The 20,466-nt window shown below is 67.5% G+C and carries 26 protein-coding genes; 14 read left to right on the top strand and 12 right to left on the bottom strand.

Annotated features, from left to right (window positions below):
• Positions 1-227: 227 nt before the first annotated feature.
• From B5Y19_RS17480 to B5Y19_RS17470, 3 genes are all read right to left on the bottom strand, one after another.
• Positions 228-1,127 carry a DUF6662 family protein gene (locus B5Y19_RS17480; RefSeq protein ID WP_055729535.1) on the bottom strand — a complete coding sequence of 300 codons (900 nt, stop codon included), beginning with the start codon at positions 1,125-1,127 and terminating at the stop codon, positions 228-230.
• A gap of 158 nt (positions 1,128-1,285) precedes the next feature.
• On the bottom strand, positions 1,286-1,846 hold the full coding sequence (locus B5Y19_RS17475) for an NUDIX hydrolase (RefSeq protein WP_055729534.1): 561 nt from the start codon (positions 1,844-1,846) through the stop codon (positions 1,286-1,288).
• 5 nt (positions 1,847-1,851) lie between these two features.
• On the bottom strand, positions 1,852-2,898 hold the full coding sequence (locus tag B5Y19_RS17470) for a DUF3616 domain-containing protein (RefSeq protein WP_055729533.1): 1,047 nt from the start codon (positions 2,896-2,898) through the stop codon (positions 1,852-1,854).
• Between the two features lie 179 nt (positions 2,899-3,077).
• Between B5Y19_RS17470 and B5Y19_RS17465 the strand changes: the two genes are divergently transcribed.
• The 3 genes from B5Y19_RS17465 to B5Y19_RS26155 are packed head-to-tail and all read left to right on the top strand — an operon-like array spanning position 3,078 to position 4,423.
• Positions 3,078-3,287, top strand: coding sequence for a hypothetical protein (locus tag B5Y19_RS17465; RefSeq protein ID WP_244555627.1), 210 nt, complete (start codon positions 3,078-3,080; stop codon positions 3,285-3,287).
• 8 nt (positions 3,288-3,295) lie between these two features.
• Positions 3,296-4,243, top strand: coding sequence for a dihydrodipicolinate synthase family protein (locus B5Y19_RS17460; protein WP_055729531.1), 948 nt, complete (start codon positions 3,296-3,298; stop codon positions 4,241-4,243).
• A gap of 18 nt (positions 4,244-4,261) precedes the next feature.
• Complete coding sequence (locus B5Y19_RS26155) at positions 4,262-4,423, top strand: hypothetical protein (RefSeq protein ID WP_156367098.1); 162 nt, start codon at positions 4,262-4,264, stop codon at positions 4,421-4,423.
• Between the two features lie 63 nt (positions 4,424-4,486).
• On the opposite strand, the gene aceB is transcribed toward B5Y19_RS26155, so the two are convergent.
• Entirely contained in the window at positions 4,487-6,094 is a 1,608-nt protein-coding gene (gene aceB / locus B5Y19_RS17455; RefSeq protein ID WP_079591860.1) for a malate synthase A, read from the bottom strand.
• 305 nt (positions 6,095-6,399) lie between these two features.
• On the opposite strand from aceB, the gene B5Y19_RS17450 reads away from it, so the two are divergent.
• Positions 6,400-7,692 carry a pilus assembly protein gene (locus B5Y19_RS17450; protein ID WP_079591859.1) on the top strand — a complete coding sequence of 431 codons (1,293 nt, stop codon included), beginning with the start codon at positions 6,400-6,402 and terminating at the stop codon, positions 7,690-7,692.
• A 39-nt stretch (positions 7,693-7,731) separates the two neighbouring features.
• Here the strand turns inward: B5Y19_RS17450 and B5Y19_RS17445 are convergent, their stop codons facing one another.
• From B5Y19_RS17445 to ygfZ, 3 genes are read right to left on the bottom strand one after another with little or no spacing between them, the layout of a single operon-like run.
• Entirely contained in the window at positions 7,732-8,337 is a 606-nt protein-coding gene (locus tag B5Y19_RS17445; protein WP_055729556.1) for a YfbR-like 5'-deoxynucleotidase, read from the bottom strand.
• A complete protein-coding gene (locus B5Y19_RS17440; protein WP_079591858.1) occupies positions 8,337-8,978 on the bottom strand; it encodes a DNA-3-methyladenine glycosylase I in 642 nt (213 codons plus the stop codon). Before B5Y19_RS17440 ends, B5Y19_RS17445 begins: the two co-directional genes overlap by 1 nt.
• Positions 8,975-9,874, bottom strand: a complete 900-nt coding sequence (gene ygfZ, locus B5Y19_RS17435; protein WP_055729528.1) for a CAF17-like 4Fe-4S cluster assembly/insertion protein YgfZ — start codon at positions 9,872-9,874, stop codon at positions 8,975-8,977. The genes B5Y19_RS17440 and ygfZ overlap by 4 nt, the downstream gene beginning before the upstream one ends.
• 149 nt (positions 9,875-10,023) lie before the next feature.
• Here ygfZ and B5Y19_RS17430 point away from each other — a divergent pair, with 149 nt between their 5' ends.
• The 5 genes from B5Y19_RS17430 to B5Y19_RS17410 all read left to right on the top strand — a co-directional run bounded on the left by B5Y19_RS17430 (position 10,024) and on the right by B5Y19_RS17410 (position 14,322).
• On the top strand, positions 10,024-11,364 hold the full coding sequence (locus tag B5Y19_RS17430) for a dihydroorotase (RefSeq protein WP_055729527.1): 1,341 nt from the start codon (positions 10,024-10,026) through the stop codon (positions 11,362-11,364).
• A 182-nt stretch (positions 11,365-11,546) separates the two neighbouring features.
• Positions 11,547-11,969 carry a YciI family protein gene (locus B5Y19_RS17425; protein ID WP_055729526.1) on the top strand — a complete coding sequence of 141 codons (423 nt, stop codon included), beginning with the start codon at positions 11,547-11,549 and terminating at the stop codon, positions 11,967-11,969.
• A gap of 93 nt (positions 11,970-12,062) precedes the next feature.
• Positions 12,063-12,470 (top strand): YciI family protein, encoded by a 408-nt coding sequence (locus B5Y19_RS17420; RefSeq protein ID WP_055729525.1) that lies wholly within the window; start codon positions 12,063-12,065, stop codon positions 12,468-12,470.
• Positions 12,471-12,553: 83 nt separating this feature from the next.
• Positions 12,554-12,979, top strand: a complete 426-nt coding sequence (locus B5Y19_RS17415; protein ID WP_055729524.1) for a YciI family protein — start codon at positions 12,554-12,556, stop codon at positions 12,977-12,979.
• A gap of 59 nt (positions 12,980-13,038) precedes the next feature.
• The gene (locus tag B5Y19_RS17410; protein WP_055729523.1) at positions 13,039-14,322 is read left to right on the top strand and encodes an RNA polymerase sigma factor; all 1,284 of its coding nucleotides are present in this window, start codon (positions 13,039-13,041) and stop codon (positions 14,320-14,322) included.
• Between the two features lie 16 nt (positions 14,323-14,338).
• Here the strand turns inward: B5Y19_RS17410 and B5Y19_RS17405 are convergent, their stop codons facing one another.
• The 5 genes from B5Y19_RS17405 to pdxH all read right to left on the bottom strand — a co-directional run bounded on the left by B5Y19_RS17405 (position 14,339) and on the right by pdxH (position 17,134).
• Positions 14,339-14,608, bottom strand: a complete 270-nt coding sequence (locus B5Y19_RS17405) for a hypothetical protein (protein ID WP_244555626.1) — start codon at positions 14,606-14,608, stop codon at positions 14,339-14,341.
• 182 nt (positions 14,609-14,790) lie between these two features.
• Entirely contained in the window at positions 14,791-15,216 is a 426-nt protein-coding gene (locus B5Y19_RS17400; RefSeq protein WP_244555625.1) for a TIGR02301 family protein, read from the bottom strand.
• Between the two features lie 17 nt (positions 15,217-15,233).
• Positions 15,234-15,713, bottom strand: coding sequence for an NUDIX hydrolase (locus B5Y19_RS17395; RefSeq protein ID WP_055729553.1), 480 nt, complete (start codon positions 15,711-15,713; stop codon positions 15,234-15,236).
• A gap of 16 nt (positions 15,714-15,729) precedes the next feature.
• Positions 15,730-16,452: an SDR family NAD(P)-dependent oxidoreductase gene (locus B5Y19_RS17390; protein WP_079591891.1), complete on the bottom strand. Its 723-nt coding sequence runs from the start codon at positions 16,450-16,452 to the stop codon at positions 15,730-15,732.
• Positions 16,453-16,519: 67 nt separating this feature from the next.
• Positions 16,520-17,134 carry a pyridoxamine 5'-phosphate oxidase gene (pdxH, locus tag B5Y19_RS17385; protein ID WP_055729520.1) on the bottom strand — a complete coding sequence of 205 codons (615 nt, stop codon included), beginning with the start codon at positions 17,132-17,134 and terminating at the stop codon, positions 16,520-16,522.
• Positions 17,135-17,257: 123 nt separating this feature from the next.
• Between pdxH and B5Y19_RS17380 the strand changes: the two genes are divergently transcribed.
• From B5Y19_RS17380 to B5Y19_RS17360, 5 genes are all read left to right on the top strand, one after another.
• Complete coding sequence (locus B5Y19_RS17380) at positions 17,258-17,713, top strand: RT0821/Lpp0805 family surface protein (protein WP_079591857.1); 456 nt, start codon at positions 17,258-17,260, stop codon at positions 17,711-17,713.
• A 153-nt stretch (positions 17,714-17,866) separates the two neighbouring features.
• Positions 17,867-18,805, top strand: coding sequence for a DnaJ C-terminal domain-containing protein (locus B5Y19_RS17375; protein WP_055729519.1), 939 nt, complete (start codon positions 17,867-17,869; stop codon positions 18,803-18,805).
• Between the two features lie 166 nt (positions 18,806-18,971).
• Positions 18,972-19,811: an enoyl-ACP reductase FabI gene (gene fabI / locus B5Y19_RS17370; RefSeq protein WP_055729518.1), complete on the top strand. Its 840-nt coding sequence runs from the start codon at positions 18,972-18,974 to the stop codon at positions 19,809-19,811.
• A gap of 75 nt (positions 19,812-19,886) precedes the next feature.
• Positions 19,887-20,141 (top strand): AbrB/MazE/SpoVT family DNA-binding domain-containing protein, encoded by a 255-nt coding sequence (locus B5Y19_RS17365; RefSeq protein WP_055729517.1) that lies wholly within the window; start codon positions 19,887-19,889, stop codon positions 20,139-20,141.
• Positions 20,135-20,455 (top strand): type II toxin-antitoxin system PemK/MazF family toxin, encoded by a 321-nt coding sequence (locus B5Y19_RS17360; protein WP_055729516.1) that lies wholly within the window; start codon positions 20,135-20,137, stop codon positions 20,453-20,455. The genes B5Y19_RS17365 and B5Y19_RS17360 overlap by 7 nt, the downstream gene beginning before the upstream one ends.
• The last annotated feature ends 11 nt before the right edge of the window (positions 20,456-20,466 follow it).

Here is a 20,466-nt window from a genome sequence, read left to right as displayed (position 1 = left end):
AAGGGCGGCTGCGTTGCCGCTTCTCGCTTTGCCGGAAAGCCTCAGAGCAGGGTCAAGCATCGCCTCAGCCCTCATCCTGAGGAGGGCCGTAGGCGCGTCTCGAAGGATGCTTCAGGAGGCTCCAGAGCCCGCTGGATCATCCTTCGAGACGGCCCTGCGGGCCTCCTCAGGATGAGGGCTTCTATTATTCAGGCACTTTGGACGAGGGCTGACGTCCGATCGGGCCGTCAGAAGCTGTAGCCGAGCTTCACCTTGACCAGATGCTGGCTGAAATTGGTCAGGTCGAGATTGCCGGGCTCGCCCTTGGCCTTGCCGGCGACCTGGATGTTGTAGGCGGCGGAGAGGGCGAGCTGCTTCGTCGCCTGCCAGAAGATGCCGGGACCGGCGAAGGTGGCGTAGCCCGCTTCCTTGCCGAAGCCGAGCTCGTTATGGGCGCGCATGTGGCGGACTTCGCCGCTCAGATAGAGCCCGTCCGCGACCTGCCAGGCGAGCGAGCCGGCGACCGTGAAGGTGGAGGAGCGCTGATAGGGCGAGGGGCCGCTCCAGGTCAGATCCTGCGAGAGGTTGAGCGCCGCATAGAGCGTGTTCGGGATCAGCGTCTTGTCGGCGAAGAGGCGGATGCCGGTGTTGTAGGTGGTGAAGCGGCCGGCGCCATCCGGATCGACGCGGTTGAAGCTCGGGTCGAGCACGACGGTCAGGCCGAGCCCGTGCATGTCGCGCCCGAGCAGCCGGTACTTCATCTCGACGCCGGCGCCGAAGGCGCGCGAATCGGCGCTGACGCCGCCGGCCGAGGCGCTGGTGATGGAGCCCAGCACATAGGGGCCGATCTCGAAGCAGGGGAAGAGGCCGTAGGAGCCCTGCAGGTTCAGGCCATGGCCGTTCGAGTTGCCAATGCGGGTGCCGAAGGCGCCGTTATAGGCGAGGCTTGGACCGAAGGAGCCGACATCGGCGACATCAGAGCCGGTGGTGAAGCCGAAGGCGTCGATCGGGATGCCCTCGCTTTCGGTGCAGGCGGAAATGGCCGGGGCGGGCGGTTGTGCTGCCTTTCGCGCGGGCAGGTCGGCTGCGACGGCCGAGATGGATGCGGCCGACGCGAACAATGCGAGCGCGATGACTTTCGAGGACATGGAAGGCTCCGATGTGATCGCGGATGAATTCATTGTTGCAAAAGATTTGCAATAAATAACTCATCCGCGAGGCAACCATGCCGCCGCCCCGCACGGGCCGCGATAAAAGAGCCATAGGCGTTTTTGCAATCGGGCCTGATGTTGCTGCGCTGCAACACTCAGGGTTTCGGCAGGCGCGCGAGCCGCTCCAAGGCGTGCGGCGCGATCTCGGCCAGGGCCGCGACGGGCTTCCAGGCAGCTGCATGAACCTCCTCGACCTGCGCGACCAGTGGCCGTGCGGGGTCGGCGAGGAAGAGATATTGCAGGTCGTGGTGGATATGGGCCGGTTCGCCGCGCGACGGCTTCCCGGGCACGTCGTGGCTGTCGATGGTGAAGGGCAGGTCGCCGCCGGCATGCCAGGGATGGAGCGTCAGCCCCTGGACCCCGGTCTCCTCCTCGGCCTCGCGCGCGGCCGACAGATGGAAATGCGCTGCCTCCTCCCAATGACCGCCGGGCTGGAGCCAGCGGCCGATCACGACATGATCGATCAGCAGGACCTGGGCATGGTCGGGCGAGAGCACGAAGGCGCTGGTGGTGAGGTGACCGGGAAAGGTGTCGCGCTGGTCGAGCGCGTGACCTTCCGCGATCTGCCAGCGCAGCAACGCCAGATGTTCGCGCGGACCGGCGATTTCGGCGCGATACCGCTCGACGGCGGCGGACAGGCGGGTGCGGAAATCCATGGCGGTCAGCGGGGCTCGCTCGGGAGAGGCAGGCGGTAGGATTCGAAATGTCCGTTCTTGCGGCCGTCATAGCCGATCAGGGCGGTGAGCCCGCTGCGGTCCTGGGCCAGCACCGTCAGCGACTCCGCCTTGCCGTTGCCGCGGGCCGGCAATTCGCCGAGGAACGCGGCGGCCTCCGGCCGGGCCGTGTCGACCAGCATCACGGCATAGGGCAGGGATTGTTCCTGCGCCGGGCCGAGGAGCGCGAGCAGGCGTCCGTCGGGCAGGGGGGCGAGATCGCGGATGCCACGGTCGCGTCCGGCGGGCAGTGCGATCAGCTTCGGGATTTCGGTCGCGGCCGCGTGTCCCGACGCGAACAGGGCATCGAGCGAAGCGCCGACGAGGAAGCTGCGGTTGCCGAGGGAGGGCGCGCGCAGGCCGGCCCAGAGCGTGCCTCCGATCACGGCGATGCCTTCGACATTGAGCCCGTTGTCGTCCATCAGGCTCCTGCCGAAGAACGCGCCGGCCTCGCCCGCGCGGCGCAGCATGTCGCTCAGCCGGTAGGTCAGCTCGACTCCGCCAGCGGGCGCTCCATCGGCGCCGACCTTGATCCGGGCGAGATGGAAGGCCGAGAGGCGGAACTCGCCCTTGTTGCGCGAGCAGCCATGGGAGCCGGCGACATAGAAGGCGCCATCGGCATAGGCGACGGCCTCGCCGTCGAGCTCGGCGAAGCGGCCGGCCGTGCGGCAGATGTTTTGCGGCGGCTGGCCGAGCGTGTCCGGCGCCGACTGCGCGCCGATGATCGGCAGGGTGGCGCCCGGCGTGATCCGGTTCTCCGCGAGCTCCGCGAACTGGGCGAAGGCGCCCTCGTCGTTGATCAACAGGCAGCGTTGAACGCCGTTGGCGGCGGGCATGCAGGCGAGGCCGCTGACGTCCCGCGCCGGCTTGCCGGGCTTGCGGGCGGAGAAATCGCCCAGCGTCCTGAAGCGCTGTTCGGGGCTGAGCGTCGCGGCCTGGGCGAGGGAGGCGCCGAGCAGGGCAGCGGCGAGGGCGGCGAGAAGGCGAGACGGCATGGGGCGAATCCGGGCGAGAGCGGCGGATTGAGCGCGAGCGGCCCGCGGAAGTCAAAAGGGCCGGCGTCGCCGCCTTTATGCATCCTTGATGTCGCCGTCCTTCGCCCCGTCTCGAACGGCTATGGCGGCGCAAATACCTTGTCCGGGCGGTCCAAAAAGACCGTTCGGGAAACAGGATGATGTTCAGTATCCCTCGCAAAGCGTTCGGTGGCCCGCTCCGGTTCCTGGTCGGGCGCGACAGCGAAGGTCATTGGCTGGCCGTCGAGACCCATGGCCGCGGCGGCGGCATTTTCGCCGATCGCGGCGCGGCGTTGCGCTACGCCGTGTTCGAGACCGGCCACAGGCCGCGCGCGGTCCGCATGACCGCGAAGACGCTCAGGCTGCTCTGAGGCCTGCCATGAACCACTGGCTTCACGGCATGTTCACCGCGCTGGTCACGCCCTTCGATGAGGACGCGATCGATTACGGCGCGCTGGAGCGCCTCATCCACTGGCAGATCGCGCAGGGCGCCGACGGCATCGTGATCGGCACCGCCACGGGCGAAAGCCCGACGCTGAGCGGGGCGGAACGACAGGAACTCAGCGTGGCTGCCCGCCGTATCGCCGGCCGGCATTTTCCGGTGCTCGCGGCCGTCGGCAGCTATGCCACGGCCGAAACGCTCGCCGAGATCGCCGCGGCCGAGAAGGCCGGCGCCTCGGCCCTGCTGCTGCGCATGCCCTATTACAACCGGCCGACGCAGGCCGGGCTCGTCGCCCACGCGCTGGCCGCGGCGCAGGCGACCGGGCTCGAGATCATCCTCGACAATGACCCGGATCGCTGCGGCATCGAGATCATGCCGGAGACGCTGGAGCGGCTCGAGGGGGCGACGAACATCGTCGGCATCCTCGAGCGGCGCGGCGATCTCATCCGCTGCGACCGGATCGCGCGCCTGCGCGACCGCCGCTTCATGCGGCTGACCGGCGCGGCCGAGACCATTCCGGCCTATCTGCTCGCGGGCGGATGCGGGGCGATCACCGGCATCGGCAATCTGGCGCCGCACTGGCTGGCGCGGCTGGAGAGCGCGGCGCGCTCCGAATTCTACGGGCAGGCGCAGATCCTGCAGCGGCGGCTCGTTCCGCTGCTCGAGGTCATCGCGCGGGAGCCAGACCCGGTCCTCACCAAGCTCGCCCTGTCGATGCTGCATCCGGAGATCGGGACTTCCTGCCGGGCGCCGCTTTCCCCCGCCCGCCCGGAATACGCGTCCCTCGTTCGCGATGCGGTCGAGGACCTGCCGCGCCCGCTCGCCGGGACGGCGATGGCGCCGGTGCGATCCGGCGCCGCGGCGATCTCCGGCCGCGCCAGCTGAAACCGGATGGAGGCAGCCATGACCACGATCGGAACCTATCGGCGTCGTCGGGAGGCGGTCTACCAGAACATCCGGCGGCCGTCGGCCGGCGGCTGGAAGGCCGACCTGCTGCATCTCTTCGGCTCGGTCCTCCTGCTCGCCGTGATCGTCGGCGCCCGGATCTGGTGGCACCAGCCCTGACCGGCAAAGAAAAAGGGCGCCGCGTGGCCGCGGCGCCCCTGATCGTCGAATCGAAGCCGAGGATCAGCCCAGCTTGGCGTAGGCCGGGACCGTCAGAAAGTCCTCGAAGTTCGGCGCCAGCGAGAGCGTCTCGAAGAGCGCGATCGCCTCGGGGAAGCGGCCCTTGGCATAGGTCTCCGCCCCGAGCTCGCCCTTCACCCGCTCCATCTCCTCGGGCAGGCAGCGCTTGAACAGCGCGGCATCGGCCTTCACCCCGCCTTCGAGCGCGACGCCGTACTGGACGAACTGCCAGATCTGGGCGCGGCTGATCTCGGCGGTCGCGGCGTCCTCCATCATGTTGTAGATCGGCACAGCGCCGCGGCCGCGCAGCCAGGCCTCGATATACTGGACGCCGACGCGGATGTTCTCGCGGAAGCCTTCCTCGGTGCGCGTGCCCTGGTGGACCTCGAGCAGGTCCTTCGTGCCGATGCTCACGTCGTCGCGCTTCTTGCCGAGCTGGTTGGCCTGCGGCATCAGCCGGTCGAACACCTCCATGGCCACCGGGACGAGATCCGGATGGGCGACCCAGGTGCCGTCATGCCCGTCGCCGGCCTCGCGCTCCTTGTCGGCCTTGACCTTGGCAAAGGCCGCGGCATTGGCTTCGGGATTGTTCTTGACCGGGATCTGCGCCGCCATGCCGCCCATCGCGAAGGCGCCGCGCTTGTGGCAGGTCTTGATCAGCAGCAGCGAATAGGCGCGCAGGAAGGCCTTGGACATCACGACCTGTGAACGATCGGGCAGGACATAGGCCTTGTTGCGGGCGAGCTTCTTGATGAAGGAGAAGATGTAGTCCCAGCGGCCGCAATTGAGGCCGGCCATGTGCTCGCGCAGCTCGTAGAGGATCTCGTCCATCTCGAAGGCGGCGGGCAGGGTCTCGATCAGGACGGTGGCCTTGATCGTGCCGTTCTTCAGACCGAGCGCCGACTGGGCGGCGACGAAGACGTCGTTCCAGAGCCGGGCTTCGAGATGGCTCTCCAGCTTCGGCAGGTAGAAATACGGGCCGGAGCCGGCGGCCAGCGCCGCCTTGGCGTTGTGGAAGAGGTAGAGGCCGAAATCGACCAGGGAGCCCGAGGCCTCCTCGCCGTCGATCTCGATATGGCGCTCCGGCAGATGCCAGCCGCGCGGGCGGATGATCAGGACGGCGGGCTTGTCCTTGAGCTTGTAGGCCTTGCCGCTCGCCGGATCGGTGAAGTCGATCCTGTTGGCCCAGCGGTCCCTGAGGTTGATCTGACCCTCGACCATGTTCGCCCAGACCGGCGAGGAGGCGTCCTCGAAATCGGCCATGAAGACCTTGGCGCCGGAGTTCAGGGCGTTGATGATCATCTTGCGGTCGACCGGGCCGGTGATTTCGACACGACGGTCCTGCAGATCGGCCGGGATCGGTGCGACGGTCCAGTCGCCGTCGCGGATGTGCCGGGTCTCGGCCAGGAAGTCGGGCGTCTCGCCGGCGTCGAAGCGCTTCTGGCGCTCGGTCCGCAGTGCGAGCAGGCGCTTGCGCGTCTCGTTGAAGCGGCGATGGAGATCGGCGACGAAGGCCAGCGCCTCCGTGGACAGGATCTCGTCGAAGCGGGGCTGCAGCGCCCCCTTGACGACGACGCCGCGGGGCAAGGCGAGGGTGGACGTATCGGCCATGACGGGCTCCTCCGATCAGATCCCGGAATGATCCCGCGAAAGCGCTTTTTTCGAAATCCAGAAAAAAGAACGATCACCTGTTCCGTGTGGGAAATAATCGTGGAGGCTGCGCAGGACGCTCTCCGGCAGTCAGGAGGCGTGCGCGGAGGGGGCGAGAAGCGTCGGGTGACGCAACGGCAGATGATTTCCGTTCAAAATGTGCAGATAGGCCCCAGTTCGGGGAATTGCTTTCAGAAATTCGTAATTCCCAGCCTCCAACGCTTCTGCGGCCGAATGCGGTCAATCCGGCCGGGGTGTGGAATGTCATGGGCAAGATCGGTTTCCTTCAGGAGATGATGCGGCGTTTCCGCCGGGACCAGCGCGGCAATGTGGCGCTGCTGTTCGGGCTCACCCTGGTGCCGATGATGGGCGTGGTCGGCGTCGCCGTCGATTACTCCCGCGCCAGCAATGCACGGCAGGCGCTCAGTTCCGCCATCGACGCCGCGGCGCTGATGGCCGCCCGCGACGCGCAGAAGCTGTCGGACGCCGATGTGAAGACGAGGGTGGCCGGCTGGATCAAGGACAACCTCCCGCCCGATGTGAAGGAAGGGCTGGTCGAGCCGACGATCACCATCGACCGAACGGCGCGCACGGTGCAGATCTCGGCCAAGGTCGACATGCCGACGACCATCGCCAAGATCATCGGGACCAACCATATCCTGGTCGCCAGCAACAGCCGCTCGACCTGGGGCACCAATACCATCGAGCTAGCCCTCGTGCTCGATAATACGGGATCGATGAAGGACGATGGCAAGATGGATGCTTTGAAGCTGGCATCCAATGATCTGATTAACGTTATGGAAAAGGCAAAAGATCCCAGTATTGCTGATCAAATTAGAATTTCTATTGTGCCGTTCTCAACCAGAATTGTTCTAGATACGGGATTGGTATCTTCTTCCTGGCTGAGATGGGGAATGAAGCTTCTAGATTGCTCTAATTATTCGCCGTATACCTGCAGGGAGACATCAACCAGAATCTCCAAGCAAAACTGGGAGGGGTGTGTCGCTGATCGTGACGATCCTAATGATGTTACGGACAGCGATAGCAGCATTAATCCATATCCTGCGGATTTCTGTGACGATTTTTCTCCCCGCGGTCAGGCCTCCATTTTGCCGCTGACCGGCGATTGGCAGGCATTGAGGGCAAAGGTTGCTTCAATGAAGCCGATCGGGGCGACCAACGTAACTATTGGCGCTGTGTGGGGCATGGCGACGCTCAGCCCTAGTGAGCCGTTTACGCAGGCCAAGCCGGCTTCCACGCCGCGGCTAAAGAAATACATGATACTCTTGACTGACGGTCAAAATACGCGAAGCCGCTTTGCCGGAAACGGAAGAACCTGGAATTCTAATATCGACCTTCGCACGGCGAAAGCTTGTGAGAATGCTAAGGCCGCAGGAATTACTGTCTACACCATTCGTGTGATGGACGGTAACACCACGATGCTGCGCAACTGTGCTACCAGCAAGGACATGTATTATGAGGTGGATAATGCCTCCCAGCTCGGCCCGGTCTTCAAGGCGATCGCTGCCGAGATCAGCCAGGTCCGCCTGACGCTCTGATCCGGCTCAGGTCAGGCCGAAAGCCTGACCTGTACGGGCTCAGGCTGCGCCGGCGAGCTCGCCGAAGCGCGCGAGGAAGCGGGCCTGGGCCGTCTCGGTGTCGAGCGGCTCCAGCCAGGCGAGGACCTCAGCCGGAAGCGCCTGCGGCCTGCCGAAGAATTTCAGGGCCTCCTCGCGGGCGAAGCCGGCGAGGCGGGTCGCCTCGAAGAAGGCGGCGATGGTGTCCGCCTCCTTCGTCCCGCGCTTCAGCATGGCGGGCGTCGCCGCGGGCAGGCCGAAGCGCAGATGGATCGCGGCGAGCAGCCGGTTCTCGACGCTCTTGTAGGCATCGCCCATCACCACCTTGAACGGCGAGATCATGTCGCCGATGACGTATTCCGGTGCGTCGTGCAGCAGCGCCATCAGGCGCCAGTCTTCGCTCCAGCCAGGGTTGAGATGGCCGGCGATCGCCTCGACCAGCAGGCAATGCTGCGCCACCGAGAAGGAATGAGCCCCGCGTGTCTGGCCGTTCCAGCGGGCGACGCGGGCGAGGCCATGGGCGATGTCCTCGATCTCGATGTCGAGCGGCGAGGGGTCGAGGAGGTCGAGCCGGCGGCCCGAGAGCATGCGCTGCCAGGCGCGCGGCGGTTCCGGGGCGCGGGCCATCAGGCGGCGCGACTGTCGCGCGCCAGTGCGGCGCATTCGCTCCAGCGGAAGCAGCCGGTGAGGTGGTCGTTGACCAGCCCGCAGGCTTCCATGAAGGCGTAGACGATGGTCGGGCCGCAGAAGGTGAAGCCGGCCTTCTTCAGTTCCTTCGAGATCGCCTCGGAGAGCTTGGTCTGGGTCGGCACCTCGTTCTGGACGCGGAAGCTGTTCTGCAGCACGCGGCCGTCGAGATGCTTCCAGAGGAAGTCGGCGAAGGGCTCGCGCTCGCTGAGCTTCAGATAGGCCTGCGCGCTCCTGATCGTGCCCTCGATCTTGCCGCGATGACGGATGATGCCGGGATCGGCGAGCAGGCGCTGGACATCGGCCTCGGTGAAGCGGGCGACCTGCTCGGGTTCGAATCCGGCAAAGCCGGCGCGGAAGGCGTCGCGCTTCCTGAGGATGGTGATCCAGGAGAGACCGGCCTGGAAGCCATCGAGGATCAGCTTTTCCCAGAGGGCGCGGGAATCATATTCCGGCACGCCCCATTCGGTGTCGTGATAGGCGAGATAAAGCGGGTCGGTCCCCGGCCAGCGGCAGCGGAACTTGCCGTCGGGCCCTGCGATCGCGACGCGTTCCTCGTTCGAGATGATCGCGTCGCTCATATCGCGGCTCCTGGTGTGGTGCCGAAGCCGGCCTCGCCCGGGAAGGGGAAGCGGATGAAGCCGGGCTTCTCCGCGAGATGGAAGGCAAGGCCGCCACCGAGCGGCTCCTGGCCGGCGGCGACGGCGTCGGCCAGGCGGTCGAGCCTGAGCATGGCGAGTGCCCTGCCGTCGGTGCCGGAGCCGATCGTGCCGAGCGGCTTGCCGGCGGCGGTCGCTTCGGCGCCGGTCTCCGCGACGATGCCGCCGTCGAAGACGATCGGGACGACGCGGGTGCGGGCCGTGCCGCGATGCTGCATGCGGGAGACGACCTCCTGGCCGATATAGCAGCCCTTGCCGAAGGAGACCCCGCCGAGCTGGTCGAGCAGCGCCTCGTGCGGGAAGCTGTCGCCATAGGGAAAGTCCCGTCCGCCGGCAGGCACGCCGAGCGCGATGCGGCGGGCGTGATAGGTGTCCGGTTCGGCGGAGGCGAGCGCCTCGGCGCCCTCGGCATCGACGATCGCGCGCTGGCCCAGCGCCGGCAGGCGCGGGTCGTCATAGACCACGCCGGCATCGGCAGGCAGCGGGGCGCCGTCGGCGGAAGCCAGAACGGCGCTCGCATTCGTGAGATCCTCGAGCAGGACCTTGGCTCGCAGCTTGTAGAGTTTCAGGCGTTTCATCAGGTCGGCGGCCTGGAGGAGCGGGCAATCGAGCAGGAAGCCGCCGCCATCCTCCGGCGGCAGCGCGACGATGAGGAAATCGCAGATGATCTTGCCTTGCGGCGTCAGCAGCGCGCCATAGCCGGCCCGGCCGGGCGTAACCGGATCGAGATCACAGGTCACTAGGTTCTGCAGGAAGTCGCGGGCGTCCTCGCCGCTGACGCGGAGGACGCCGCGGTCGATCAATCGGGTTGCAGGCATGGGCAGCCGTTCCGTTTCTGATTCCGTGCCGGGCTCGTCGGCCGTGAGCGATCATGGCGCCACCCGAAAGCTGTTTCCGCTTCCGGCCCGGCGAGTCTGCCGATAGGTAGGCTGCATCAGCCTTTTGCTCAACCGCCGGGAGAACCGCCATGCCCCAGACCTACGACGTCATCCTCAAGGGCGGCACCGTGGTGAACCAGGATGGGCGCGTCGCGCGCGACATCGGCGTCACCGGCGGCAAGATCATGGCGCTGGGCGACCTCTCGCAGGCTTCGGCCGGCGAGACGGTTGATTGCACCGGCCTGCACATCCTGCCGGGCGTGATCGACTCGCAGGTGCATTTCCGCGAGCCCGGGCTGGACCACAAGGAGGACCTGGAGAGCGGCTCGCGCTCGGCCGCGCTCGGCGGCGTGACCTGCGTCTTCGAGATGCCGAACACGATTCCCCAGACGACGACGCCGGAGGCGCTGGCCGACAAGATCAGGCGCGGGCGCCACCGCATGCATTGCGACTTCGCCTTCTGGGTCGGCGGCACGCATGAGAACGCCGCCGACGTGCCGGAGCTGGAGCGGCTGCCGGGCGCGGCCGGCATCAAGGTGTTCATGGGCTCCTCGACCGGCGACCTCCTGGTCGAGGACGACAAGGGCGTCGCCGAGATCCTGAAGCGCACGCGCCGTCGCGCCGCCTTCCACTCCGAGGACGAGACCATGCTGCGCGAGCGCATGGGGCTCAGGGTCGAGAACGATCCGGCGAGCCACCCGGTCTGGCGCTCGCCCGAGGTGGCGCTGACCTGCACGACGCGGCTCGTGCGCATCGCCCGCGAGACCGGGGCGCGCGTCCACATCCTGCACATCTCGACCAGCGACGAGATGCTGTTCCTGAAGGACCACAAGGATGTCGCCACCGTCGAGGTGTTGCCGAACCACCTGACCCTGGTCGCGCCGGATTGCTACGAGCGGCTCGGCACCTATGCCCAGATGAACCCGCCGATCCGCGACGACAGCCACCGCCAGCGGATCTGGTGGGGCGTCGAGCAGGGCATCGTCGACGTGCTCGGCTCCGACCATGCGCCGCATACGCATGAGGAGAAGCATCACGCCTATCCGGCGAGCCACTCCGGCATGCCCGGCGTGCAGACGCTGGTGCCGATCATGCTCGACCATGTGAATGCCGGCCGGCTGACGCTGGAGCGCTTCGTCGACCTGACCAGCCACGGCCCGCAGCGCATCTTCGGGCTCGAAGGCAAGGGCCGGATCGCGGTGGGCTACGATGCCGACTTCACCATCGTCGACCTCAAGCGCCGCGAGACGATCACCAAGGAGTGGAGCGCCTCGAAATGCGGCTGGACGCCCTATGACGGCGTCTCCGTCACGGGCTGGCCGGTGGGCACCTTCGTGCGCGGCCGCAAGGTGATGTGGGAGGGCGAGCTGACCACACCTTCGCAGGGCGAGCCGGCCCGCTTCCTGGAGGCGCTGCCGCGCAGCGCCTGAACGGATCGGAGCCGCTCGCGTTGGGTGCGCATCGGGCGTGCGAGCGGCTCCGCAAATAAAAACTGAAAAAAGATTCCCGGCGATGTCGATTCCGGCCGCGCCCGTTCGACGTGCCGGCAGAGAACGGGTTCCGGCGGTTTGCGCTGGAGCCGCCCGGTTCTCCCAACCCAAGGAGAAGACCGATGCGAGTGATGGTTCTGGTCAAGGCCGACAAGGACAGCGAAGCCGGCATCATGCCGAGCCAGGAGCTCCTCACCCGGATGGGGGCTTATAACGAGGAGCTGGTGAAGGCCGGCATCATGCTGGCGGGCGAGGGGCTGCACCCGACCTCGAAGGGCATCCGCATGCGCTTCTCCGGGAGCGAGCGGACGGTGACGGATGGCCCCTTCGCCGAGACCAAGGAACTGCTCTGCGGCTTCTGGCTCTGGCAGGTGAAGTCGATGGCCGAAGCCATCGAATGGCTGAAGCGCGCGCCCTTCGACGGCGGCACCGAGATCGAGATCAGGCCCGTCTTCGAGACGGAGGATTTCGGTGCCGAGATGACGCCGGAGCTGCGCGCGCAGGAAGAACGCATCCGCGCCGAAACCGTGAAAAAAATCGCCTGAGCCTGTCGAACTCCCAGAACCCCGTTCGACGTGATTTCGGAAGCGAGGGCTTCGACCCGAGCCGCTTCCGAAGCCAGGAACCAGGAGCAGACCATGCGTTTCATGATCATCGTCAAGGCCACGCGTGATTCCGAAGCCGGCGTCATGCCGTCCGCCGAGGTCTTCACCGAGATGGCCGATTACCACGAGAAGCTTCTCAAGGCCGGGGTGCTGGTCGATGCCAGCGGCCTCCACCCGAGCGAGAAGGGCTGGCGTGTCACATGGAAGGGCGGGCGGAAGTCGGTCGTCGACGGCCCCTTCGCCGAGGCCAAGGAGCTGATCGCCGGCTACACCATCATCAATGTCTCCTCGGTGGAGGAGGCGCGGGAATGGGCAAGCGGATTCCCTAATCCGATGCTGACGGACAGCGAGATCGAGATCCGCCAGATGTTCGAGCTCGACGATTTCGAGCAGGGCGAGGCGATACAGCGCTTCCGCGACATGGGCGTCGGCGGCGTCTGAGTTTGGAACGAACCGGCAGGATGGCCTGCCCGGCCGATCAGGGCCGGCGATCCGCCGCCACAACGGATTGAAGGGAAGATGTCATGCGCTACATGATCATGGTCAAGGCGACCCAGGACAGCGAAGCCGGCGCGATGCCGACGCGAGAACTGGTCGATGCGATGATGGCCTTTAACGAAGAGCTGGTGAAAGCCGGCATCATGAAGGGCGGCGACGGGCTGCAGCCGAGCGCGAAGGGCGCCCGCGTGCAGTTCGACGGCAGCAAGCGGACGGTCGTCGACGGGCCGTTCGCGGAGACCAAGGAGCTCGTCGCCGGCTACTGGCTCTGGGAGTGCAAGTCGCTCGACGAGGCGATCTCCTGGGTCAAGCGCTGCCCCAATCCGATGCCCGGCCCGTCCGAGATCGAGATTCGCCCGGTCGTCGATATCGCCGATTTCGGCGAGGCGGTGTCGCCGGAGACGGCGGCGACCTGGGAGCGTCTCAAGAACGAGGTCGAGGGCCAGGGCTGAAACCCGGCCCGGGCGAGGCGCTTGCCAGCGAGCGCCGCTGATGGTGTGTATCGCTCCCGATGTCGGCAAGCGATGCACACCGCACCATCGAGACGGTCTGGCGCATGGAGGCGCCGAAGCTGATCGCTGGCCTCGCGCGGCTGACCCGCGATGTCGGCCGGGCCGAGGAGCTGGCGCAGGATGCGCTGGTCGCGGCGCTGAAGCAGTGGCCGGAGGAAGGCGTGCCGCACAATCCCGCGGCCTGGCTGATGCAGGTCGCCAAGCACCGCGCGCTGGATGCCGCACGCCATGAGATGATGGCCCGGCGCAAGCAGGAAGAAATCGGCCTGGATATCGCGAGCGAGGGGCCGGCAGCGCCCGATCTCGACGAGGCGCTCGACGACGAGGTCGGCGACGACCTGCTTCGGCTGATCTTCACCGCCTGCCATCCGGTCCTGCCGAAGGAGGCGCGGCTGGCGCTGACCCTGCGGCTCCTCGGCGGACTCACGACCGAGGAGATCGCGCGCGCCTTCCTGGTGCCGGAGCCGACGATGGCGCAGCGCATCGTCAGGGCGAAGAAGACGCTGAGCGATGCCAGGGTGCCCTACGAGGTGCCCGCAGGTGCCGAGCTGGGCGAGCGCCTCGCCTCGGTGCTGGAGGTGGTCTACCTGATCTTCAACGAGGGCTATGCCGCGACGGCGGGGCAGGACTGGGTTCGCCCGACGCTCTGCGAAGAAGCGTTGCGACTCGGGCGTATCCTCGTGGCGCGGGCGCCGCAGGAGCCGGAGGTCCATGGCCTCGTGGCGCTGATGGAGCTGCAGGCCTCGCGATTGCGCGCACGTATCGGCCCCGGCGGCGAGCCGATCCTGCTGCTTGATCAGAACCGCGCCCGCTGGGACCGGCTGCTGATCGGGCGGGGACTCGCCGCGCTGGAGCGGGCCCAACAGCTCGCCGGCGCTTTGCCTGGCCCCTATCTGCTGCAGGCCGCCCTTGCCGCCTGCCATGCCCGGGCGCGCACGGCCGAGGAAACCGACTGGGCTCGAATCGTTGCGCTCTACGCCGTGCTCGGGCGCGTGGCGCCTTCGCCGATCGTCGAGCTCAATCGGGCGGTGGCCGTCGGCATGGCGGAAGGGCCGGCTGCGGGGCTGGAGCTGGTCGAGGCGCTGGCGGCGGAGCCCGCGCTCAAGCGCTACCACCTGCTGCCGAGCGTGCGCGGCGACCTCTTGTCCAAGCTCGGCCGCCATCGGGAGGCGGCGGAGGCGTTCGATCAGGCGGTCGCGCTGACGCGCAACGTCAAAGAGCGGGCGCTGATGGAAGAACGTGCCGCGACGGCGAGAACCGCCGCCGACTCGCTCCCAAAGTGACGGCTGGATCGGGCTTTTAGTGCCGGGTGCCGCTGGTGAAGGCGCCGCAGCGGACCTTCTCGGGCAAGGCTTCCGCGAAGACCGCAGTCGCCTCCTCGCCATAGGTCTCGACCAGCGTGCGCAGCGCGGCGAACAGGGCGGCATGGGCCATGGCGTCCGAATCGAGCCCGTCTTGCTGCCCTTCGGCGAAGGCGTCCTCGACATAGCCATAGGCCACGCGGCGGGCATCGCCGTGGTCGTCGGCGAGATTCGGGTCGAGCATCGTGTCTTCGGGCTGGATCGGCATCGAAACGGGACTCTGGAGCCTTTATCTGATGCGAATCGCGCCGGTTATGCTCCGGATCGCGACGGTTGAGCGAGGCTCAAGTCATAAGCCGTGCCAGAGCGGCACGCTACCGCGGCGTTTAAGAAAGGTTAACGCGACCGGAAGAATTCCACCGAAGATCGCATTCGGGCAACAGCTGTTGCCTATCCGCCATAGCGGCCGGCGAGGGCGCGCGAGAGGGCCTCGCCTTCCCCGGCGAGGCGCGCCGCCGCCTCCTGGCTGGCGTCGGTACAGGACCGATGCGTCAGCGCATAGGCCCTGAAGCCGCGGTTGAAGGCGGTGGTCAGGCGTTCGCGCCGCTGCGGCGTGCGGCCCTCGGCCTCGATCAGCGCCGCCATGCGGGCGCGCCAGTCCTGCGCTTCCTTGCCGCCGCAGAGGGTGCGCAGATAGGCGAGCGAGCCCATGATCTCGGCGAGCTGCAGGAGCTGCGGCTCATAGGGTGGGCCGCTCGGCTCCGGGGCGGGCTGTTCGGCCGACGGGGCCGCCGGGGGCTTGGCGTTGGGCTGCGGGCGCCGCTGGGCGCCGGCGGCGAGGGGCGCGATCAAGAGCAAGGCGGCCAGGACGGCCATGCCACGCGCCGGCGCCCTCATGCGGCGCTGCCGGCTGCGAAAAGGTGATGGGCGCGGCGCAGCACGTCGCCGAGCTCCCGCGTCGTCGCAAGCCCGCCGAGCCTGAGCGGGTCCGCCCACATCACCGCGCCGGCCTCCGGCCCGGGCTGCGGCTCGCCGGCGAGCCATTCCCCCACGAAGGAGGCGACGACGAAATGATGCGTCACATCGCCCTTGGCATCGCGGCCGAAGATCTCGACATGGCGGTTGAAGCCAAGGATGCGGGCGGTGACGCCGACCTCCTCCGCGAGCTCGCGCAAGGCCGCTTCCTCGAGCGTCTCGCCGGCCTCGACCTTGCCGCCGGGCAGCGACCAGAGCTGGTCGGCCGGCGGCTTGGTGCGCGTCGCCAGCAGCACCTTGCCGTCGCGGAAGACCGCGACCGAGGCCGCCAGCACCGGGCGCGCCGCGGCCCGGCCGGTGGCCGGGAAGCGGATGACCTGGCCGCCATCGCCGGTCATGCTGCTGCGCTCCGCGTCAAACGTGCTGTCCGCCATTGATGTGCAGCTCCGAGCCGGTGACGTAGCTCGAGGCGTCGGTGCAGAGGAAATAGATCGCCTTGGCGACCTCGTCGGGCCTGCCGAGCCGCTGCATCGGCAGGGTCGCGACGATCTTCTCGGTGCCGGGGGAGAGGATCGAGGTGTCGATCTCGCCGGGCGAGATGGCGTTGACGCGGATCCCGAGCGGGCCGAAATCGGCCGCCATCTCGCGCGTCAGGCTGGCGAGCGCGGCCTTCGACGTCGCATAGGCCGCGCCGGCGAAGGGGTGGACCCGCGATCCCGCGATCGAGGAGACGTTGACGATCGCGCCCTGCGCCGCCTTCAGCTCGTCAAGCAGGCCGCGCGCCAGCATGATCGGCGCGAAGAAATTGACCTGGAAGACCTTGTGCCAGTCGTTGAAGGAGGTGGTGGCGGCGCCCAGCCGCTCGCCATTGCGGCCCTTGGGCGAGATGCCGGCATTGTTGACCAGGGCGTTGAGCTTGCCGCCCTCGGCGGCGAGGCGCTTCTTGATCTCGGCGATGCCGCGCATCGTGTCCTCGGGATCGCCGAGATCGATCTGGACATGGTCGTCGGCGCCCGACGGCCAGGGGCATTTCTCGGAGAAGGCCTGGCGCGAGCAGGAGAGGATGCGCCAGCCCGCCATGGCGAACTGCATCACCGTGGCATGGCCGATGCCGCGGCTCGCCCCGGTCAGCAGCATGACCGGGCGCTTGCCCGGCTCGGTCTTCGGAAAATCGAACTTCGGCATCGCCATGGCGCGGGAATCCTCAGGGGTAGAAGCGCGTCTTCGTCCAGGGCTCGGCGGCCGAGGCGCGGCGGAAGACGATGCGGTCATGCAGGCGGAAGGCGCCGTCGCGCCAGAACTCGATATAGGTCGGGGTGATGCGGAAGCCGCGCCAGTAGGGCGGACGCGGAATCTCGCCGACGCCGAATTTCAGCGCGTAGCTCGCCACCGCCTTCTCGAGAGCGAAACGGCTCTCCAGCGGGCGCGACTGCTGCGAGGCCCAGGCGCCGATCCGGCTGTCGCGCGGCCGCGACTGGAAATAGGCGTCCGATTCGGCGTCGGAGACGAGCGCGACCTCGCCGCGGATGCGCACCTGCCGGCGCAGGCTCTTCCAGTGGAACAGCGCGGCCGCCTTGGGCTGGCCGAGCAGCTCCTGGCCCTTCTGGCTCTCGGTGTTGGTGTAGAAGACGAAGCCGTCCGGCCCGTGGCCCTTGAGCAGCACCATGCGGCTGTTGGGCATGCCGTCGGCATCGACCGTGGAGAGCGCCATCCCGGTCGGGTCGTTCGGCTCGGATTTCGTCGCTTCGTCCAACCACTTCTGGAACAAGGCGAAAGGCTCGTTTTCCTCGGTGAAGTCACCGCTCGTTAACGGTTGCACGTTCTAATCCTCGTCAGTGGAATATGGGCGTTGGGCGAGCGCGAAGTGATCCGGTTTCGGACGGCTGGTTTATATAGGGCAGGGGCCGGAGCGTTCCAAAGCCTTCCTGATCGCGCAGCCCCCATGCGCCCGCTGCTGGCGGCGGCGGCGCTGGCGCTGTTCTCCGCCGGCTGCTCGGTTTCGTTCCCGATCATCGGCCTCTCCTCCAAGAGCGAGGAGGAGGTCGCGACGACCTCCGCCATCCTGCCCTCGCGCAGCAACGAGCGGCCGGCCGCGCTGGCGAGCCTCGCCGCCGAGCTCGGCCCCGAGGACATGCGCCGGGCCGACGGGGCGATGGGCGTCGCGCTCGATCCGCAGGGCAACGGCGCCGCCGTGTCCTGGGACAACCCCCAGAGCGGCATCAAGGGCTCCTTCGTGCCGGTCGGCGGGCCGTTCCTGCGTTCCGACGAGATCTGCCGCGCCTTCATCGCCAGCGTCCAGACCCAGAGCCAGCCGGTCAAGCTGCAGGGCACGGCCTGCCGCCCCTCGGGCGGGGAATGGGCGGTGAAGGATGTCGGGCCCTGGAAGGGGCTGAGCTGACGCACCTTTCCGGCTTGCCTAGGCCTCGTCGCGGGTGCAGAAGGGCTTCCGGAGGGTGTTGCGTCGACGCCACACCATCCCCAGATAAGGCGAGGCGGACGGCTGGCGGCGTGGGCGCCGGCCGTTCGACTTTGCATGGAAACGAGGTTCTGGATGCGCGATCCCTATCAGGTTCTGGGCGTCGCCCGCGGCGCGAGCGATGCGGACATCAAGAAGGCCTTCCGCCGCCGCGCCAAGGAGCTGCACCCGGACCGCAACCGGGAGGATCCGAAGGCGCAGGACAAGTTCGCCGAGCTGAACAGCGCCTATGAGATCGTCGGCGACGAGACCAAGCGCAAGCAGTTCGACCGCGGCGAGATCGATGCCGAAGGCAAGCCGAAGTTCCAGGGCTTCGAAGGTATGGGCGCCGGCCGCGGCGGGCGCAGCGGCGGCTTCGAGTTCCATTTCGGCCAGGGGGGCGGCAATCCGTTCGGCGCGCGCGCCGGCAGCGCGGGCGGCAGCGGCGGCGATGCCGGCTTCGACGCCTCCGACATCTTCTCCTCGCTCTTCGGCGAGGCGAGCCGGCGGGCGCGCGGCCGGGCCGAGCCGCAGAAGCCGCCGGAGCAGAGCTTCACGCTCGAGGTCACGCTGGTGCAGGCCGCGACCGGCGGCACGCGCCGGGTCAAGCTGCCGACCGGGCGCGAGGTCGAGATCACCATCCCCGAGGGCGTTACCGACGGCAAGGTGATGCGCCTGCGCGGCCTCGGCCAGACCGACCCGTTCTCCGGCGAGAGCGGCGACGTGCTGATGACGATCAAGGTCAAGCCCGATCCGCGCTTCACCATCGACGGCAAGGACCTGCGGACCCGGGTCGCGGTGCCGCTCGCCAAGGCGGTGCTCGGCGGGCCCCTGCACGTCCCGACGCTGACCGGTGCCGTCGAGATGAACATCCCGCCGCTGACCGGCACCGCCAAGCAGTTCCGCCTGCGCGGCAAGGGGCTCAAGGGCGAGAAGGGGGCGGTCGGCGATCTCTTCGTCGCGATCGACATCGAGATGCCGGCTGCCGACGCCGAGCTCACCGCCCTGATGAAGGCGCGCAGCGAGGCAAGCTGAGCCGGCAACGGCCCGGCGTGAGCCTTTTCCGGTCCTGATCGCGGGAAATCGCCGTCGATCGGGGCCGGATACGCGATTCAGCCGTGGAGGCCGGCGTCAAAAGCGGTTCCCACTTTCCTGCGACTGTTCTAAGAGACCTGCTCCTCGTTTTCCCTGCGGGTCCCACATGCCTGATTCCAACGCCGTTTCGCCGACCGCCAATCTCCTGAAGGGCAAGCGCGGCCTCGTGATGGGCGTCGCGAACAATCGCTCCATCGCCTGGGGCATCGCCAAGGCCGCGGCCGATGCCGGCGCCGAGCTCGCCTTCACCTATCAGGGCGATGCGCTGAAGAAGCGGGTGGAGCCGCTGGCGAAGGAACTCGGCGGGCATGTCGTCGGCCATTGCGACGTCACCGACGGCGCGACCATCGACGCGGTCTTCGCCGAGATCGAGAAGCTCTGGGGCAAGCTCGACTTCGTCGTCCACTGCATCGCCTTCTCCGACAAGGACGAGCTGACCGGCCGCTATGTCGAGACCAGCGAGGCGAACTTCACCAAGTCGCTGCTGATCTCCTGCTACTCCTTCACCGCCATCACCCAGCGCGCCGAGAAGCTGATGACCGATGGCGGCGCCATGCTGACGCTGACCTATTACGGCGCCGAGAAGTGGATGCCGCACTACAACGTCATGGGCGTCGCCAAGGCCGCGCTGGAGTCGAGCGTGCAGTATCTCGCGGCCGATCTCGGCCCTTCGAAGATCCGGGTCAACGCCATCTCGGCCGGGCCGATCAAGACGCTGGCCGCCTCCGGCATCGGCGATTTCCGCTATATCCTGCGCTGGAACGAGTACAATTCCCCGCTGCGCCGCACGGTCACCATCGAGGAGGTCGGCGAAACGGCAGTGTTCCTCGTCTCCGACATGTCGCGCGGCATCACCGGCGAGATCCTGCATGTCGACGCAGGCTACCACGTCGTCGGCATGAAGGTGCCGACCGCGCCGGACATCTCCCTCGACAAGGGCGAGTGAAACGCCGCTCTCGTTATAACATTGTTGTAACGGGCTGGGCCTGAGCCTATATTGGTTCCTTCAGCGGAGGGAGCCATGCGCAGCGCCGTCAAGAAAATCGGCAATTCGGCCGGCATCGTCATCCCGAAGCCGCTTTTGGCGGAAATCGGGGCGAAGGCCGGCGATGGTGTCGAGCTCACGGTGGAGCAGGGCCGCATCGTCATCCAGCGCGTGCAGGAGCAGGTGCGCGAGGGCTGGGCGGACGATGCCAGGCGTCTCGCGGCTGCCGAGGACGACGGGCTGGCCTGGCCGGAATTCGGCAATGCCGAAGACGCCGAGCTGACATGGTGAAGCGCGGCGACATCTGGCTTGCAGCGCTCGATCCGACGGTCGGCAGTGAAATCCAGAAGACGCGGCCGTGCCTCGTCATCTCGCCGCCGGAGATTCACGACTATCTGCGCACCGTCATCCTCGCGCCGATGACCTCGAAAAGCCGCCCGGCCGGATTCAGGGTCCCGATTTCCTTTCAAGGCACCGATGGGCTGATCCTGCTCGAACAGAGCCGCGCCCTCGACAAGACGAGGCTGATCAGGCAGCTCGGCGCGGCTCCGCCGGCAACGCTCAGCCGAGCCTTGGCCGTATTGCGCGAACTCTACGAAGAATGACCGCTCGACTG

The sequence above is a fragment of the Allobosea thiooxidans genome (assembly GCF_900168195.1).
Classification (GTDB): domain Bacteria; phylum Pseudomonadota; class Alphaproteobacteria; order Rhizobiales; family Beijerinckiaceae; genus Allobosea; species Allobosea thiooxidans.
This window is presented reverse-complemented; position numbering and strand designations above follow the sequence as displayed.

What these genes read in the sequence shown, in the direction of transcription:
- B5Y19_RS17445 (WP_055729556.1), bottom strand. Translation starts at nt 8,337, where the DNA reads ATGGCCCGCGCCCCGGAACCGCCGCGCGCCTGGCAGCGCATGCTCTCG.
- B5Y19_RS26155 (WP_156367098.1), top strand. Translation starts at nt 4,262, where the DNA reads ATGACCACGATCGGAACCTATCGGCGTCGTCGGGAGGCGGTCTACCAG.
- fabI (WP_055729518.1), top strand. Translation starts at nt 18,972, where the DNA reads ATGCCTGATTCCAACGCCGTTTCGCCGACCGCCAATCTCCTGAAGGGC.
- B5Y19_RS17430 (WP_055729527.1), top strand. Translation starts at nt 10,024, where the DNA reads ATGCCCCAGACCTACGACGTCATCCTCAAGGGCGGCACCGTGGTGAAC.
- B5Y19_RS17400 (WP_244555625.1), bottom strand. Translation starts at nt 15,216, where the DNA reads ATGGCCGTCCTGGCCGCCTTGCTCTTGATCGCGCCCCTCGCCGCCGGC.
- B5Y19_RS17425 (WP_055729526.1), top strand. Translation starts at nt 11,547, where the DNA reads ATGCGAGTGATGGTTCTGGTCAAGGCCGACAAGGACAGCGAAGCCGGC.
- B5Y19_RS17440 (WP_079591858.1), bottom strand. Translation starts at nt 8,978, where the DNA reads ATGAGCGACGCGATCATCTCGAACGAGGAACGCGTCGCGATCGCAGGG.
- ygfZ (WP_055729528.1), bottom strand. Translation starts at nt 9,874, where the DNA reads ATGCCTGCAACCCGATTGATCGACCGCGGCGTCCTCCGCGTCAGCGGC.
- B5Y19_RS17465 (WP_244555627.1), top strand. Translation starts at nt 3,078, where the DNA reads ATGTTCAGTATCCCTCGCAAAGCGTTCGGTGGCCCGCTCCGGTTCCTG.
- B5Y19_RS17420 (WP_055729525.1), top strand. Translation starts at nt 12,063, where the DNA reads ATGCGTTTCATGATCATCGTCAAGGCCACGCGTGATTCCGAAGCCGGC.
- B5Y19_RS17415 (WP_055729524.1), top strand. Translation starts at nt 12,554, where the DNA reads ATGCGCTACATGATCATGGTCAAGGCGACCCAGGACAGCGAAGCCGGC.
- B5Y19_RS17375 (WP_055729519.1), top strand. Translation starts at nt 17,867, where the DNA reads ATGCGCGATCCCTATCAGGTTCTGGGCGTCGCCCGCGGCGCGAGCGAT.
- B5Y19_RS17480 (WP_055729535.1), bottom strand. Translation starts at nt 1,127, where the DNA reads ATGTCCTCGAAAGTCATCGCGCTCGCATTGTTCGCGTCGGCCGCATCC.
- B5Y19_RS17380 (WP_079591857.1), top strand. Translation starts at nt 17,258, where the DNA reads ATGCGCCCGCTGCTGGCGGCGGCGGCGCTGGCGCTGTTCTCCGCCGGC.
- B5Y19_RS17470 (WP_055729533.1), bottom strand. Translation starts at nt 2,898, where the DNA reads ATGCCGTCTCGCCTTCTCGCCGCCCTCGCCGCTGCCCTGCTCGGCGCC.
- B5Y19_RS17395 (WP_055729553.1), bottom strand. Translation starts at nt 15,713, where the DNA reads ATGACCGGCGATGGCGGCCAGGTCATCCGCTTCCCGGCCACCGGCCGG.
- B5Y19_RS17390 (WP_079591891.1), bottom strand. Translation starts at nt 16,452, where the DNA reads ATGCTGCTGACCGGGGCGAGCCGCGGCATCGGCCATGCCACGGTGATG.
- B5Y19_RS17405 (WP_244555626.1), bottom strand. Translation starts at nt 14,608, where the DNA reads ATGCCGATCCAGCCCGAAGACACGATGCTCGACCCGAATCTCGCCGAC.
- B5Y19_RS17365 (WP_055729517.1), top strand. Translation starts at nt 19,887, where the DNA reads ATGCGCAGCGCCGTCAAGAAAATCGGCAATTCGGCCGGCATCGTCATC.
- aceB (WP_079591860.1), bottom strand. Translation starts at nt 6,094, where the DNA reads ATGGCCGATACGTCCACCCTCGCCTTGCCCCGCGGCGTCGTCGTCAAG.
- B5Y19_RS17410 (WP_055729523.1), top strand. Translation starts at nt 13,039, where the DNA reads ATGTCGGCAAGCGATGCACACCGCACCATCGAGACGGTCTGGCGCATG.
- B5Y19_RS17360 (WP_055729516.1), top strand. Translation starts at nt 20,135, where the DNA reads ATGGTGAAGCGCGGCGACATCTGGCTTGCAGCGCTCGATCCGACGGTC.
- B5Y19_RS17460 (WP_055729531.1), top strand. Translation starts at nt 3,296, where the DNA reads ATGAACCACTGGCTTCACGGCATGTTCACCGCGCTGGTCACGCCCTTC.
- B5Y19_RS17475 (WP_055729534.1), bottom strand. Translation starts at nt 1,846, where the DNA reads ATGGATTTCCGCACCCGCCTGTCCGCCGCCGTCGAGCGGTATCGCGCC.
- B5Y19_RS17450 (WP_079591859.1), top strand. Translation starts at nt 6,400, where the DNA reads ATGGGCAAGATCGGTTTCCTTCAGGAGATGATGCGGCGTTTCCGCCGG.